Origin of the sequence: Methylophilus sp. (assembly GCF_035460085.1) — a bacterium.
In the GTDB taxonomy this organism is placed as follows: Bacteria; Pseudomonadota; Gammaproteobacteria; order Burkholderiales; family Methylophilaceae; genus Methylophilus.
Genome location: NZ_DATHWZ010000019.1, coordinates 38,909 through 53,870 on the forward strand (window position 1 = coordinate 38,909; position 14,962 = coordinate 53,870).

Below are 14,962 nucleotides of genomic sequence, written 5' to 3' on the forward strand. Positions count from 1 at the left end.
AAAATAATCTTTCAGGTTCTGAAGAATTCAATCTGCTATTGCATGCCAATTTTCCAGTTTTCAGGTATCGACATCCTGGCTTAAAAGGATGTTCCAAAGGTGGCTTTAAGCTAACTGATTCATCACACTTTCAGATGTGTGATGGCATTTTGATTTATTCACCAAAAGTAATAAATAGCATATTATTAAAAATATTATTTACCATTAGTGTTTAATATGGATCGATTCGAAAGCATGGAAGTATTTACAAAAGTAGTCGAGCTAAGAAGCTTCACTGCAGCCGCTAACGCCTGTCGGCTATCACCATCCATGGTTAGCAAACACATTAATGCTTTAGAAAAACGGCTTGGTTCGACTTTGCTTAAAAGAACCACGCGCACATTACAGCTCACTGAAATTGGTCATAACTATTACGGGAATTGCAAAGAGATTCTCAAACAAATCAATGAGGCGGAAGCTGGGGCAGAAATATTGCGAGGTAGCCCGAGAGGCCAGCTCAGGGTCAGCGCACCGATCTGGTTCGGCTCGATTACGCTGACACCCATCATTGCCGATTTCCTGTTTGAATATCCTGAAGTATCGATTGAGTTGACATTGGCCGACCGCTTTGTGGATATTATTGACGAGGGATTCGATGTCGCAATCAGGATAGGTGCGCTAAATGACTCGACTTATGTTGCGAGAAAATTGACTGAGTTTGAAGTCGCCACTTGTGCATCGCCCGCTTACCTGGAGAAACATGGAACGCCAAAGCACCCGGATGAGTTGCGAAAATTTCAGTGCCTGAATTTCACCAACTGGAAACCTGATGGCGGATGGAAAGAATTGAGCAAACATCTGGAAAGTACCATGCCTGGCAATTCACGATTCGATGCCAATCATGCGCAATCATTACGTACCGTTGCCATGAAAGGATTGGGTTTGATTCTTGCGCCCAAGCTATTGCTGGATCAGGATATCCAGAGCGGCGCTTTGGTAGAAGTGCTACAGGATTTCAAACCACCTCCGCGGCCCGTAAATGCCATTTATCCGAAAGAACGACAAACGACACCTAAATTAGCATCGTTTGTAGATTACCTGATAGAACATCTTGAATAACTTAAACCTGAGTATTCGCAGGCACCAGGGCACGCAGTACCGATTGCAGCACACCGGGGAATTTCTGCTCGATCTCATCCACCCGAAGCGTATTTAAATGCTCAGTGCCTTCAATTAAGGTTTCAACCAAGCCTGCAGCGCGCAGAATTTTAAAGTGATGTGACATACTGGATTTCGGGCGATTGAGGTCAAATTCACCACAGGTCATTTTACGGCCCGTACCTGCCAGCATCCCCACAATTTCAAGACGTGTCGGGTCCGACAGCGCATACATAATGTCTGTCAGTTCTACCTGGTCTATGCTCGGGTGCTTAATTTGCCGCATGTTTAAAATTTATCACAATGCTTGATATTATTCCATAGTTCGATTATATTCGAACTATGGAAGTTAACCTAAGCGTTTTTAAACAAGCTCTATGAAAAAAGAAAATTCATCACCAGGCATTCCACTCGCCTTATATGCGCTGATGGCTGGCGCGTTTGGTATAGGGACCACCGAATTCGTCATTATGGGTTTATTGCCGGAAGTCAGCCGTGACCTGCAGGTAAGCATCCCGATGGCCGGTTTACTGATCACCGGCTATGCACTTGGTGTGGCCGTTGGCGCGCCGATCATGTCTATCCTGATGGCAAAATTCTCGCGCAAGAACTCCCTGCTCTGGCTGATGGGCATATTTACATTAGGCAACCTGATCTGCGCCATCGCACCTGATTACACCACGTTAATGATCGCCAGAGTGGTGACCTCATTCGCGCACGGCACATTCTTTGGCATAGGCGCCATAGTGGCGACTGACCTCGTCCCCAAAGAAAAGCGTGCCTTTGCATTGGCTTTGATGTTCACCGGCCTCACGGTGGCCAATGTGGTTGGCGTGCCTGCGGGTACCTGGTTAGGCCAAATGCTGGGCTGGCGATCCACTTTCTGGGCCGTGACCATGATAGGCCCGGTCGCACTCGCCGCGCTGTATTACCTTGTGCCAAAAGATCATCATGCCGAAAAGGTAAACGTTAAATCTGAAATTACCACCTTGCTGCAACCGCAAGTGATTGCCGGTTTATTGTTGACCATCATTGCAGATACCGGCCTGTTCGCGGTGCTCACTTACCTGGCACCTATATTGACCGATGTAGCTCTTTTTTCACCCGCAGCCATCTCACCCGTGTTCCTGTTATTCGGCGTCGGCATGGTGATCGGCAATATCCTAGGTGCCAAGCTTGCCGATATTCACCTCGACAACACGCTGATAGGGGCATTGATTTTCATCATAGCCATACTGGTCTCGTTTTCATTATTTGCGCACAACCAGATTGCAGTCGTCAGCCTGGTCGGTCTGCTCGGTGTGGCCGGTTTTGCTGCGGTGCCTTCATTGCAGATCAAGATACTGGAAAAAGCCAGCGGCGCGCCAACTCTCGCTTCAGCCATGAATATCGGTGCATTTAATATCGGCAACGCCGCCGGCGCATGGGTCGGCGGGCTTGTGATTTCACATGGTTTGGGCCTGACCTCCATCGGCTGGATTGCCGCCAGCATCGTATTTGTTGGACTATTATTGGCAGTGGTCGAAATGCAATTAGTTTCAGGCAAGACGCATTCAACACCTGCATAAAACTCATTTAACACTGATTGAAAAGGACCACTATGGCTGACTTATTTTCTAGCTACCAATTAAAAGATGTCACTCTCAGAAACCGCATTGCGATTCCGCCCATGTGCCAATACATGGCAGAAGACGGCGTGGTCAACGACTGGCACCTCGCCCATTACACCAGCCTGGCGCGTGGCGGCAGCGGCCTGGTCATTGTCGAAGCCACCGGCGTGGCGCCCGAAGGCCGCATCACCCCGGGATGCCTGGGCATATGGAACGATGCACAGGCAGAAAAACTGCGCGAGATCGCGGCAGCGATTAAAGCGTCTGGCGCAGTGCCGGGCATCCAGATCGCGCATGCCGGCCGCAAAGCCAGCGCCAATAAACCCTGGGAAGGCGATGACCATATGCCTGAAAATGACCCACGTGCATGGCAACCGATTGGCCCTTCGCCGATTGCTTTTGGCGGTGACCTGCCGCGCGTACCTAAGGAAATGACCATTGATGACATCGCTCGCATAAAAGGTGACTTTGTCGCTGCCGCTAAACGCGCGCTGGATGCCGGGTTCGAATGGCTGGAAATCCACTTTGCCCATGGTTACCTCGGTCAAAGTTTTACTTCTGCACACTCCAACCAGCGCACTGATATTTACGGTGGCAGTTTTGAAAACCGCTCGCGTTTTACGATAGAAACACTGGAAGCGATCCGCGAGGTCTGGCCGGAAAACCTGCCACTCACCGCGCGCTTCGGTGTGATTGAATACGATGGCAAAGATGAAGAAACCTTGAGCGAATCGATTCAATTAGTGAAAGCATGGAAACAGCGCGGCCTGGATATGCTGAGCGTCAGTGTCGGCTTCACGATTCCCGAAACCAACATCCCCTGGGGTCCTGCATTCCTGGCGCCTGTTGCACAACGCGTGCGTAATGAAGCGGGTATCCCGGTGTCATCCGCCTGGGGTTTTGGTGCGCCTGCGCTGGCAGATAACGCGATTCGTAACGAAGAACTGGATTTAGCCATGATAGGCCGTGCACATCTGGAAAATCCTCACTGGCCTTACTTCGCCGCTAAGCAACTTCAAAAAGAAAACGCGGCCTGGTTATTGCCAGCCCCGTATGCGCATTGGTTGGCAAGGTATCGCAGTCCGACGGACGATTGATCTCAATAGCGGCTAAATAAAAAAAACCTGCTTTACGCAGGTTTTTTTAAAGTTAACTCGTTTGACTCTCATTAATCTCAATCCAGAAAGCTAGATTTCTATGCTTTAGGCCATCCATTCAAGGCCAGGTCAGCAATCGCCAAAAGATCCTCCTTGCTGGCGCCACTGGTCGCTTGCACTGACATGCCTTGATGCAGCGTTGCCAGGTATTTCGCCAAAGACTCCGGGTTTGTATCGCTGGATAAATCTCCGTCATTCCTGGCTTGCTCAAAACGTTTGGTCAGCACTTTCTCATACGCGGTTCGATATTGGATGAGTACGCTTTTGATCATTTCGGCACTTTCTCCGCCCGACAAAGCGCCCTGCACCACCATGCAGCCCTTGGGATGTGAAGGTTCGGTTAAAAATTCTGCTGCCTTATATAAAAAGGTTTGCGCCACATCACGCGCGGTCGGTTCGTTGACGACCTCCCTGACAAAGGCGACCGGACCAGCCACATATTTTGACAGCGCTTTCATGAACAATTCTTCTTTGTTGCCGAAAGCAGCATACAAACTGGGTTTATTCACGCCTAGCGTCTCTGTAAGCTCGGCCAGCGAAGCCCCTTCATAGCCTCTTTTCCAGAAAATCTGCAGGGCTTTTTCCAGCGCTTCATCCATATCAAACACCCGGGGGCGGCCACGTATTTTTTTGGTTTCGGTTGTCATCAAGATACTTTCAATTAAATAATATACCAATTGTTACAAAAAAAGATTGACAAGGCAAGCATTGATGAATATTATTTATTTACCGATTGGTATTAAATATGTTGAGGCCAATTAAAACCCCATTAAACCCTAGGAGATATTCGTGCATAGATTCATCAAATCGTTACTGTTCATCGCTACCACATTTTCCATTGTAGAGCCTGGTATCGCTGCTGCCGCAGATAAACTCGAGACTGCGCCTACACAATATGTAGAGGCGAATGGTGTCAAATTCTCCTATCGTGCGTTGGGTGTAAAAACTGGCACACCATTAGTGTTTCTGCAGCATTTCACCGGCACTATGGATGCGTGGGATCCCGCCTTGGTGAACACCATGGCTAAAACTCGCCCGGTAGTGGTATTCAATAATAGAGGCGTTGGCGCAACCAATGGCATCGTTGCCGATAATGTCGCGCAAATGACGGCAGACGCTTATGCTTTTATCCAGGCACTCGGCTACAAGAAAGTCGACCTGTTAGGGTTTTCATTGGGTGGATTTGTTGCGCAAGAGCTCGCTGCCCAGCATCCGGAATTAATCCACAAAGTCATTCTTGCGGGAACGACACATCAAGGCGGTGGTAACAATCTCATGAAGGTGCTGAACGAGGCATTTTCGAGAACCAACGCACCGGACCCACGTGACTACCTGTTTTTCTCGCAAACCGATGCTGGCAAAAAAGCTGCCGCTGAATTTTTATCACGTGTATACGCCAGGACCAAATACCGTGATCCTGAAAGCGGTAAAGATATCGCCGATGCGCATGGCAAAGCGCTGATCGTATGGACCAGCACGCCGGACCCTGAATACAAAACCCTCCAGGCTATCCATCAGCCGGTACTGGTTGTGACGGGAAACAATGACACCATGCTGGACACTGAAGGCTCAATCACACTGTACAAGCACCTTAAAAATGCACAATTGGTGTTGTATCCAGACGCTAACCATGGTTCGATCTTTCAGTATCACGATAGCTTCGTCAACACCGCTAATTATTTCTTGAACCATTAATAAATAACCAGCCATCACTGCAAAGTGATGGCATTCCATCCATTCGTTATCCGGGAAAAACATGACACCAGTAGAAGCCACATACGGTCAACTTGAAAAAGCGCAGCCAAATGCTTGGCGTGTGTTTGCGATTGCCTGCATTGCCATTTTCATGGTGTCACTCGACACCACGATTCTGTATGCAGGCTTCAACAATATCCTGCATAGTTTTCCTGGCTCAACCGCTGCAGACTTATCCTGGGCAATGAATGCCTATTCAATTGTCTATGCCGCGATGCTGATTCCGGCAGGTGGCATTGCAGATAAGTATGGCAGAAAAAAAGTGTTCATCCTTGGCGTATTGCTGTTTGTCAGTGCGTCATTCGCCTGCGGCGCTTCACCCAGCGTGGGCTGGCTGATTGTGGCCCGGATCATTCAATCAATAGGTGCGTGTTTACTATCGCCAGCTGCCTTAGCAATTGTACTTGAAGCTTTTCCCCGGGAAAAACGCATGATAGTGATGGGTGCGTGGGGGGCCGTTGGCGCATTGGCGGCAGCCTTAGGTCCGGGCATAGGTTCCCTGATTATTGATATGGGTGGTTGGCAATGGGCATTCTTTATCAACATTCCAATCGGTTTGTTTTGTATCTGGCAAAGCGTAGCTATATTGCAGGAATCCATCCAGCCCAGGGATAAATTACGCCTGGATTGGGTAGGCATATTGCAGCTGGTGACAGGCGTTGGCGCCATTGCCTTCGGCATCGTGGAATTAAATTCTGCCCACTGGTCGGCTTTGGAACTGGTCAGCATCGTCCTTGTTGGGCTAGCCTTATTGCTCAGTTATATCCCATGGGCAAAATCAAATCCAGAACCATTGTTTGAATTAAGCCTGTTCAAAAGCAACACGTTTTTATTCGCCAATGTCGCCGGATTTGTGTTTGCGATTGCGTTTGCCATCATGTTTTTTTCTTTCTTTTTCTGGATGAAGAATATCTGGCACTTTAGCCAATCCATGGCGGGGACTGCCATTATGCCGGGGCCATTAACCGTGGTGCCGACGGCCATCCTTTCCGGCAAGCTTGCCTCAAAGATCGGCCATAGACCGTTACTGATCACCGGCACCATCACCTACGCCTTAAGCAGCCTGTGGTTTATGTTGATGCCGGATGCCAGCCCTGATTACCTCACAGAGTGGCTGCCAGGATTATTTTTGAGCGGCTTATCCGTTGGCCTGGTCATTCCTTCATTATCAGCCGCTTCGGTTTTTGGGCTACCGACCAAAGATTATGCTGTAGGTAGCGCCATCAATCATGCAGTACGCCAGGTGGGCACGGTAATCGGTGTGTCATTGACAGTGTTGTTACTAGCCAAAACGGATTTACAGATTGCCGACTTTCACCACATTTATGCCATCCATATCACGCTAGCCCTGATCACCGGCCTGTTGTGTTTACCGATCAATACGCATCCCAAACAGTTATTGACGAAAACAACCGGCACCATTTGATAAGTTATTAAGGTCATCATTACTATGAAAAGAATTGTTGTCACCGGAATGGGCGTGGTCAGCCCGCTAGGCACAGGTGTTGAATTAGCCTGGAAGCATTTACTGGAAGGCAAATCCGGCATCTCAAAGTTGCCCGATACCTTGGCAGAAGGCAGCCCAGTCAAGATTGCCGGCTGGATAAAACCATTCGAGACTGATCCGGTTTACGGGCTGGATTTATCACAGCATATCAGCGCCAAGGAATTGCGCAGGATAGACAGGTTTATCCAGTTTGCCCTGATTGCGGCAGAAGAAGCCATCAATCAGGCACAGTGGCATCCAAAAAATGATGCTGAAAGCGAACGCACCGCCACTATTATCGCCTCCGGCATTGGCGGCTTTCCGGCCATCGCCCAGGCTGTCCGCAAAGGTGAGCAGGAAGGCGTAGAGCGCTTATCGCCTTTTACCATTCCGTCATTCCTGGTGAACCTCGCCGCTGGCCAGGTGGCGCTAAAACATCAATTCAAGGGGCCGCTGGGCGCGCCGGTCACCGCATGTGCAGCAGGCGTACAGGCAATTGGCGATGCTGCCAGGTTAATCCATGCGAATGAAGCTGACATTGTCATTTGCGGTGGCGCCGAAGCCTGTATAGACAAAGTAAGCCTGGGCGGCTTTGCTGCTGCCAAAGCACTGAGTAGCCGATATGCTGATACCCCCGAGCGGGCTTCAAGGCCATTTGATCAGGACCGCGATGGATTTGTCATGGGCGAAGGCGCCGGTATTCTGGTGATCGAGTCTTATGAACATGCTATCGCAAGGGGCGCAACCCCTATTGCTGAACTGGTTGGCTATGGCACCACTTCGGATGCCTACCACATCACCTCCAGCCCGGAAGATGGTTCCGGTGCGGCGCGGGCAATGTCGATAGCCTTGAATCAGGCAGAATTAGCTCCCGCTGCGATAGATCATATCAATGCGCATGCCACTTCTACCCCTGTGGGTGATGCGGGTGAATTGGCGGCGATCAAGCGGGTATTCGGAACCCAGAATGCCCCCGCTATCAGTGCCACAAAATCTTCTACCGGCCATCTACTGGGGGCAGCGGGCGGGCTGGAAGCTATATTCACCATTAAAGCGATTCAAGCCCAATACTGTCCGCCCACCATTAATCTTGAACAAGCTGACGAACGTGTCAATGGCCTTACCATTGTCGGCAAACAACCGCTGGTTAAAAAGATTGATTACGCCTTATCCAATGGTTTTGGATTCGGCGGCGTGAATGCATCAGTGATTTTCAAACGCTTCTATTTTTGACAGTGGCTCAGCTTTACAAACAACCTGGCAATGAATACCAACTGATAAGGGAAACGAAATGAACTATGCACCAAAAGACTTGAAATTCAATGGTGAAGAACACTTCATCAAACTGGCCAATGGAGAAACTGTCCGCGTGATTAAAACCGGTCAAGGTGCGCCGCTTTTACTGATGCATACCATCAGGACGCAGATTGAGTTTTTTAGCGAGATGATTCCTTTTTATGCAAAGAACTATACTGTTTACGCCGTCGACTTGCCCGGGCACGGCCTGTCATCCATCAACAAAACCATCAATTATGACGAACCTTATCTGAGGGGAGCAATGATTGAGGTTATCAATCAGCTATCGTTAGATAACCTCACGCTGGTTGGCGAGTCCATCGGTGCAACGCTCGCACTCACCATCGCAGCTTCACTGCCGGATAAAATCAAGCAGGTGTTTGCCGTAAACACTTATGACTATGAAACCCGCTATGCCGACGGCATTCGTCGTGGCAATTTCATTGCTAACTTCATGTTATGGAATTATTCGATTCCTGTGCATGGTGCCATCTTCGCTGCACTGGAAAATCGCTTTTTCTTAAGCCTGGTGATGAATGGCGGCGTGACTAATATCAAGAAAATACCAACTTGGCTAATGAAGCTTTTCGACAAGACAGGTCACAGGCCAGGATATGCGTTTCTAGGCAGGAATATCCTGAAAAACTGGCGGAGCTGGTCTAAAGCACCTGCGCTTTATCCGCAGGTTAAATGCCCTGTTATCCTGGTCTATGGCGAGTTTGATTGGTCAAACCAGCAGGAGAGAATGCGTACATTGAATCAATTACCTGCTGCCACATTGGAAACCATTGCCGGCGCTGGTCATTTTCTCAGTATAGATAATCCAGAAGCACTTAAATTGGTTTTCAAATAGGCCTTATTTTTTCAGCCATAAGCTTTTTTCATTAATCCCATTAAATCACGCATATCGCTGAATGTATTCGAGGCACCGGCATCGATTAATCTCTGTGCCGGAAAAGTGCCCGTATAGCCAAACACCTGCATGCCAGCCGCCACTGCCGCGGTGATGCCAATATGAGTGTCCTCTATGACCAAAACTTTGTCTGGGGAGACGCCATTGGCTTGGGCCGCGTGCAAGTAAATATCGGGAGCGGGTTTGGGCGCAGCCACCAGGTTAGAGGTAAAAATCTTCCCTTCAAACCTTTCAAAAAGCTGCGTTTTTTTTAGCATCAAGCGTACCTTTTCAGGCGAGCTGTTTGAAGCCAGGCAGTATGGCACGGTCAGATCATCAATCGCTTTCTCAACATTAGGTATTGGTTTGAGATCCCTTTGCAAGGCCTCCAGACTCAAAGCGTTAAAGATACCGAAAAAATCATCAGGAAGCGTGAAGTGGTGATGGGTATACAAAAGTGACTTAACCACACTCATGCCGCTGCCAACATATTTGGCGACAAACTCTTCATGTGGAATTGAAAGGCCATAACTTTTCAAGATATCTAAAAATAGTTGATTGGTGATGGGCTCGCTATCCACCAGGACACCATCACAATCAAAAATGACTAATTTCAAATCTTTCATTGCTATGTTTACCTGTCTGCGCGTTAAAAGTGTATCCAAGGGTTTGAATCCCTTTAGCTCATTACGTTCGGGATAGATGAAGTCCGATAAATCCTACAGCAATAACAGCATATATCTGATAAAGGTCGTTGCGAAAGTTGATTAATCTACGGTCGTTGGTACCAAAAATGGAAACTTTAAATGCTCCCGTGTTTGGTCATCGACACTACGGTGGTTCCTGAGGGGGCCACCGTATTTATGTCCATCGTATGACCAAGATTAATAAGGGGACTTAAAATGATTATTAGCCGCTCAATGAACCCTCACGTAATGACTGCCTCTCCCTTTGACTCCCTTAAGTCAGCTGCTCAAATCATGGAGGAAAATGATTTTGATGCATTACCTATTTGTAAAAATGGCCGTTTAATCGGCATGTTGACGATTAAGGATATTGCCCTCAAGGCGGTAGCATATGGTCTTTCTCTAGAGGAAACCAGGGTTTCTCACTGCATGGCATTTGAAGCTAAATATGTATTTGCAGACCAAACGATTGCTTATGTGGTCGACTTCATGACAGATCAGCAGTTGAGAAGTGTATTGGTTTTGGACCGGGATTATGAATTAGTGGGCGCGGTGTCACTGGCTGATTTGGTGAACAAATGCGATATCCCAGCTAATACTGGCCAGCCAGTTGAATCCACTGAATGGCGAAGCCATCGCCAGCCACAATATACTTATCATGACCTGGCAGCTTGATTGCATTTATTATCTTACTCTTAAAGTTAAAACAATGAAAAAAATTACTTTTGCTGCACTGGCGTTTGCAATCACGGCTTCTTTAAATACATATGCAGATACCATTGGCTTTGCCGTGGGTAGCTATGATTTCGATGGCCCTCACTCTGCTGCCGATTTCCGCTTTGATTATGTGTATGACAACTCGGTATTGTTAGACAATCTCAAGCCTTGGCTGGGTGCTGAAGCAACTACTGACGGATCGATCTGGTTAGGGGGAGGTTTATTGTATGACTGGCAGTTTGCGGATACCTGGCACCTGAAACCTAGCCTGGGAGCAGGCTATTACAGTCGTGGCAGCAGTGCCATTGACCTGGGTCACCCTATTGAATTTCGTTCACAGGTGGAGATTGCCAAGGACTTGAATGCACAGAATAGCCTGGGGTTGGCAGTAAGCCACTTATCAAATGCTGATTTAGACAACGTGAATCCAGGCGTCGAAGTGTTAAGTGTTTACTGGCACTACAAATTCTAGGACTAAGCTTTCAATACTTAAGCTATACAATGCTTGGCTATATAAGCTTGCTTTATAAACACAAAAAACCTGCCAGATCTGGCAGGTTTTTTTATGCGCACTTAATACCATCGTGTTCTATACACAGTCATGATCGCAGATGTACTAAGCACCTCTACGCAACAGCAACGACTATAGAGCTTACAACGCCATGTTCATGAAAAGACAGCTAACTTATCTAAAACACCAAAACATGAATGCCGGCACATCATCAATGTGCAGATGGTGGCATTTTACGAATTTTGGCGACGTCCTTGGTATCAGTGGCTTCCAGATTGTGATTCCAACTCTTTTGCATAAAAGTCACCAATTGGGCAACCTCAATATCATTCAGGATATGGCGGAATTTCGGCATATTGAATGGGGCTGCGACTCCCTGCGGTTTTAGCTGGGGCGAGCCATTCAAGATCACATTGATCAATGAGGATGGGTCCGGATCCATCACTGCCGGATTTCCGGCAAGCGGTGATAAATAAGGAGCGACTCCCTGACCATTCTGGCTATGACAGGCAGCACAATATTGTTGATATAACTTGGCGCCGGGATACTTTTCCGGCGCTTTAAATTGCGCTAGCGTAGCGGTGGCATCGTATTTATAAGGCTTTTGGCCTTTATCATCTGACCCTTTTATTGTTTTCAAATAGCTAGAGATACCGGTTAAGTCTTGCAGGGTCATGCCTTCTGTACTGTTATTGATCACGGTAGTCATGGTGCCGAAAGAAGAGCTATGTTGATTAGCGCCCGATTTGAGGTAAACAACAATGTCGCTTTCGGACCATCGGCCCAAACCGGTATTATGGTCGCCGCGCAAGTTGGTAGCAGACCAGCCTTCGAGTGTTTCACCACTTAAAAACTTACCTGATTCTTGCGTGAGTCCTTTTTCCTGAAATGCCAATCCGCGGGGAGTATGGCAAGCGCCGCAATGCCCCAGCCCTTGCACGAGATAAGCACCACGATTCCAGTTAGCATCCTTTTTTGGATCAGGTTTGTATGTATCTTTATCGAGGAAAACTGCATTCCAGATAGCTAATGGGAACCTGTAATTCAAGGGCCATGGAATTTCACTGGCTTTGTTTGCCTGCCGCACAGGTTTGACGCCATGCTTGAAATACACATACAGGTAATGAATGTCAGTATCGCTGACTTTGGCATAGGAAGGATATGGCATGGCCGGATAAAGATGGTGGCCATCTTTTGCCACTCCGCGACGTAGCGCTTTGGCAAACTCGGATTCGGTATATTTACCGATGCCGGTTTCAGGGTCTGGAGTGATATTCGTGGTGTAAATGGCACCCACCGGGGTAAGCATGGGTAGCCCGCCGGCAAAGTCTTTGCCATGTGGGGCCGTGTGACAGGATACACAATCACCCACCCGGGCCAGATATTCTCCTTTTTTAATGTCTGCCGGACTGATGGCAAACACTTTCAGGGAGAAAGTGAAAGCGATGATGGTGGCGCATATGTTCATCAAACCTGATGTTATCTTCATCATGGCTCCTATGCTTGTAGTTGATTGCCAATTGGCAGCTTGCGTATGCGTTTTCCCGTTGCCGAGAACACGGCATTTGCCAAGGCAGCGCCAATGGCCGCCGTGCCTGGCTCACCGATGCCTCCGGGCGCTTCGGCACTTTTAATCAAATGGATATCAAACACGGGCGCTTCATTGATGCGCATCACGCGATAATCATTGAAGTTGGTTTGTTCTACACGTCCATTTTTGATGGTGATTTCGTTGTAGAGCACAGCACTGAGACCAAATATAACGCCGCCTTCAATTTGGGCTAATACCGTGTTGGGATTGACTGTCAACCCGCAATCTACCGCACATACCACTTTATCTACTTTCACTTCACCCTGTGGGTTCACAGTGATATCCACAATCATCGCCAGAAAGCTGCCGAAGGCGTGCATGACTGAAACGCCACGGCCTTTCCCTTTTGCCAGCGGCTTGCCCCAGTCACTTTTACTGGCCGCTATTTGCAGGGCATTTTTGAGTCTTGGAGTTTTATTTAACAGATCAAGACGGTATTTCACCGGGTCTACTTTTGCCAGGGCTGCCAGTTCATCGATAAAACTCTCGACCACAAACGTCCCCCGGGTAGGGCCTACGCCACGCCAGAATGCAGTGGGTACATCGCGGGGTTCAACACGCACATAATCGACATACAGATTAGGCAATTCATAAGGAGGGTCAGCTGACACTTCTACGGCATCAGGGTCTACGCCATTTTTGACTGCTGGTGGCGCAAATCTCGCCATGATTGAAGAACCCACAATCCGGTGCGACCAGGAAACAGGTTTGCCTTTCGCATCCAGCCCCGCTGAAATACGATCAAAATAATAGGGCCGGAACATATCATGCTGGATATCCTCTTCCCGAGTCCAGATAACCTTGACAGGCCCTTTGACTTGTTTAGCGATTTTGACAGCTTGTACGACACCATCGAACTCCAGCCTTCTGCCAAAACCGCCACCAATCAGGAAGTTATGCAGCCTGACTTTTTCAACGGGAATACCCAGCGTTTTTGCAGCCATCCCCTGCGCAAAAGTCGGTATCTGGGTGCCTACCCAGATGTCGCAACCTGAAGCGCCGACTTCAACCGTGCAGTTCATGGGCTCCATCGTGGCATGTGCCAGAAATGGCTGCTCATATTCCACACTCAGTGTTTTATCGGCTTTTTTAAATGCACTGGCGGCATTACCTTCTTTTTTGGCGACCGCGCCTGGTTTTTTGGATGCATCCCGCAAATCCTGGATCAGATCACCCGTTTTCACTGCAGTGCTTTTACCTTCATCCCATTTGATTTCTAGCGCACCTAACCCGCGCTTGGCCGCCCAGGTATGAATGCCAATCACGGCAACAGCATTATCCACCTTGACCACCTGAAGGACTCCAGGCATCTTCAAGGCACGACTATCATCCACGCTAATCAACTTTCCACCGAAAACCGGGCTGGTGGCGATCACCGCGAACTTGACTTTATCCGGGTGCGCATCAATACCAAATTTGGCCAAACCGTTTACTTTATCGGGGGTATCTAATCTTTTGGCCGAAGTCCCGATGACTTTGAAATCTTTGGGGTCTTTGAGAGCGACTTTAGTGGGGACAGGTAATGCACTGGCCACTTTCACCAACTCACCATAACCCAATTTTCGACCAGACGCTTCATGATAGACCACCCCTGACCTGGCTTGGCAGGTGGATTCATCTACTTTCCATTTCTGGGCAGCTGCAGTCACCAGCAGTGAGCGGCATACAGCCCCAGCCTGGCGCAGCGGATCCCACATTGCACGGATAGAGGTTGATCCACCTGTGACTTGGGCACCCAGCATCGCATCTGCATACAACTTGTCATTCGGGGGTGCATGTTCCAGCTTCACCGTTTGTACATCTACTTCAAGCTCCTCAGCCAGCAACATAGGAATTGAGGTATAGACGCCCTGGCCCATTTCAACCTTGGGCATGATCATGGTGACTTCACCATTCGTATCAATCTTTATGAAGGCATTAGGCGCTAACACATTCTTGCCGGCTTCGAGCTCATCATAGGACTGCGCTTGTTTGCCCTGGCTTAGGGCTGGCATACTGATACTGAGCACCATCCCCCCCGCAGTGGTGGCACTTAGCGAGGCGGCGAACTTAAGGAAATTTCTGCGTGGAGGATTGGCAACGATATGTTTTTCGGCCAGGCCCTGAATTAAACCTTGCGACATA

The 14,962-nt window shown here is 48.5% G+C and carries 14 protein-coding genes; 9 read left to right on the forward strand and 5 right to left on the reverse strand.

The annotated features are described in order from the left end of the window. Positions 1 to 234 precede the first annotated feature (234 nt). Positions 235 to 1,098 (forward strand): LysR family transcriptional regulator, encoded by an 864-nt coding sequence (locus tag VK958_RS02795; RefSeq protein ID WP_325238836.1) that lies wholly within the window; start codon positions 235 to 237, stop codon positions 1,096 to 1,098. 1 nt (position 1,099) lies between these two features. On the opposite strand, the gene VK958_RS02800 is transcribed toward VK958_RS02795, so the two are convergent. Further along, complete coding sequence (locus tag VK958_RS02800; protein ID WP_325238837.1) at positions 1,100 to 1,423, reverse strand: ArsR/SmtB family transcription factor; 324 nt, start codon at positions 1,421 to 1,423, stop codon at positions 1,100 to 1,102. Between the two features lie 91 nt (positions 1,424 to 1,514). On the opposite strand from VK958_RS02800, the gene VK958_RS02805 reads away from it, so the two are divergent. Then, the gene (locus tag VK958_RS02805) at positions 1,515 to 2,705 is read left to right on the forward strand and encodes an MFS transporter (RefSeq protein WP_325238839.1); all 1,191 of its coding nucleotides are present in this window, start codon (positions 1,515 to 1,517) and stop codon (positions 2,703 to 2,705) included. A gap of 32 nt (positions 2,706 to 2,737) precedes the next feature. Continuing rightward, on the forward strand, positions 2,738 to 3,844 hold the full coding sequence (locus tag VK958_RS02810; RefSeq protein WP_325238840.1) for an NADH:flavin oxidoreductase/NADH oxidase: 1,107 nt from the start codon (positions 2,738 to 2,740) through the stop codon (positions 3,842 to 3,844). A gap of 98 nt (positions 3,845 to 3,942) precedes the next feature. On the opposite strand, the gene VK958_RS02815 is transcribed toward VK958_RS02810, so the two are convergent. Then, positions 3,943 to 4,551, reverse strand: coding sequence for a TetR/AcrR family transcriptional regulator (locus VK958_RS02815; RefSeq protein WP_325238841.1), 609 nt, complete (start codon positions 4,549 to 4,551; stop codon positions 3,943 to 3,945). A gap of 142 nt (positions 4,552 to 4,693) precedes the next feature. Between VK958_RS02815 and VK958_RS02820 the strand changes: the two genes are divergently transcribed. The 4 genes from VK958_RS02820 to VK958_RS02835 all read left to right on the forward strand — a co-directional run bounded on the left by VK958_RS02820 (position 4,694) and on the right by VK958_RS02835 (position 9,294). Beyond that, positions 4,694 to 5,599 carry an alpha/beta fold hydrolase gene (locus VK958_RS02820; RefSeq protein WP_325238843.1) on the forward strand — a complete coding sequence of 302 codons (906 nt, stop codon included), beginning with the start codon at positions 4,694 to 4,696 and terminating at the stop codon, positions 5,597 to 5,599. A 61-nt stretch (positions 5,600 to 5,660) separates the two neighbouring features. After that, complete coding sequence (locus VK958_RS02825) at positions 5,661 to 7,085, forward strand: MFS transporter (RefSeq protein ID WP_325238844.1); 1,425 nt, start codon at positions 5,661 to 5,663, stop codon at positions 7,083 to 7,085. Positions 7,086 to 7,109: 24 nt separating this feature from the next. Then, on the forward strand, positions 7,110 to 8,378 hold the full coding sequence (gene fabF / locus VK958_RS02830) for a beta-ketoacyl-ACP synthase II (RefSeq protein ID WP_325238845.1): 1,269 nt from the start codon (positions 7,110 to 7,112) through the stop codon (positions 8,376 to 8,378). Between the two features lie 58 nt (positions 8,379 to 8,436). After that, positions 8,437 to 9,294 carry an alpha/beta fold hydrolase gene (locus tag VK958_RS02835; protein ID WP_325238846.1) on the forward strand — a complete coding sequence of 286 codons (858 nt, stop codon included), beginning with the start codon at positions 8,437 to 8,439 and terminating at the stop codon, positions 9,292 to 9,294. Between the two features lie 11 nt (positions 9,295 to 9,305). On the opposite strand, the gene VK958_RS02840 is transcribed toward VK958_RS02835, so the two are convergent. Next, entirely contained in the window at positions 9,306 to 9,959 is a 654-nt protein-coding gene (locus VK958_RS02840) for an HAD family hydrolase (RefSeq protein WP_325238847.1), read from the reverse strand. Positions 9,960 to 10,235: 276 nt separating this feature from the next. On the opposite strand from VK958_RS02840, the gene VK958_RS02845 reads away from it, so the two are divergent. Both VK958_RS02845 and VK958_RS02850 read left to right on the forward strand, forming a co-directional pair. Continuing rightward, a complete protein-coding gene (locus tag VK958_RS02845) occupies positions 10,236 to 10,694 on the forward strand; it encodes a CBS domain-containing protein (RefSeq protein ID WP_325238849.1) in 459 nt (152 codons plus the stop codon). A 34-nt stretch (positions 10,695 to 10,728) separates the two neighbouring features. After that, the gene (locus tag VK958_RS02850; protein ID WP_325238851.1) at positions 10,729 to 11,208 is read left to right on the forward strand and encodes an acyloxyacyl hydrolase; all 480 of its coding nucleotides are present in this window, start codon (positions 10,729 to 10,731) and stop codon (positions 11,206 to 11,208) included. A gap of 250 nt (positions 11,209 to 11,458) precedes the next feature. On the opposite strand, the gene VK958_RS02855 is transcribed toward VK958_RS02850, so the two are convergent. Next, on the reverse strand, positions 11,459 to 12,736 hold the full coding sequence (locus VK958_RS02855) for a cytochrome c (protein WP_325238853.1): 1,278 nt from the start codon (positions 12,734 to 12,736) through the stop codon (positions 11,459 to 11,461). 8 nt (positions 12,737 to 12,744) lie between these two features. Continuing rightward, a complete protein-coding gene (locus VK958_RS02860; protein WP_325238855.1) occupies positions 12,745 to 14,961 on the reverse strand; it encodes a xanthine dehydrogenase family protein molybdopterin-binding subunit in 2,217 nt (738 codons plus the stop codon). Position 14,962: the final 1 nt, after the last annotated feature.

Excerpts from the sequence above, each read along its gene's own strand:
- VK958_RS02795 (WP_325238836.1), top strand. The coding sequence starts at position 235 with ATGGAAGTATTTACAAAAGTAGTCGAGCTAAGAAGCTTCACTGCAGCC.
- VK958_RS02800 (WP_325238837.1), bottom strand. The coding sequence starts at position 1,423 with ATGCGGCAAATTAAGCACCCGAGCATAGACCAGGTAGAACTGACAGAC.
- VK958_RS02805 (WP_325238839.1), top strand. The coding sequence starts at position 1,515 with ATGAAAAAAGAAAATTCATCACCAGGCATTCCACTCGCCTTATATGCG.
- VK958_RS02810 (WP_325238840.1), top strand. The coding sequence starts at position 2,738 with ATGGCTGACTTATTTTCTAGCTACCAATTAAAAGATGTCACTCTCAGA.
- VK958_RS02815 (WP_325238841.1), bottom strand. The coding sequence starts at position 4,551 with ATGACAACCGAAACCAAAAAAATACGTGGCCGCCCCCGGGTGTTTGAT.
- VK958_RS02825 (WP_325238844.1), top strand. The coding sequence starts at position 5,661 with ATGACACCAGTAGAAGCCACATACGGTCAACTTGAAAAAGCGCAGCCA.
- fabF (WP_325238845.1), top strand. The coding sequence starts at position 7,110 with ATGAAAAGAATTGTTGTCACCGGAATGGGCGTGGTCAGCCCGCTAGGC.
- VK958_RS02835 (WP_325238846.1), top strand. The coding sequence starts at position 8,437 with ATGAACTATGCACCAAAAGACTTGAAATTCAATGGTGAAGAACACTTC.
- VK958_RS02840 (WP_325238847.1), bottom strand. The coding sequence starts at position 9,959 with ATGAAAGATTTGAAATTAGTCATTTTTGATTGTGATGGTGTCCTGGTG.
- VK958_RS02845 (WP_325238849.1), top strand. The coding sequence starts at position 10,236 with ATGATTATTAGCCGCTCAATGAACCCTCACGTAATGACTGCCTCTCCC.
- VK958_RS02850 (WP_325238851.1), top strand. The coding sequence starts at position 10,729 with ATGAAAAAAATTACTTTTGCTGCACTGGCGTTTGCAATCACGGCTTCT.
- VK958_RS02855 (WP_325238853.1), bottom strand. The coding sequence starts at position 12,736 with ATGAAGATAACATCAGGTTTGATGAACATATGCGCCACCATCATCGCT.
- VK958_RS02860 (WP_325238855.1), bottom strand. The coding sequence starts at position 14,961 with ATGTCGCAAGGTTTAATTCAGGGCCTGGCCGAAAAACATATCGTTGCC.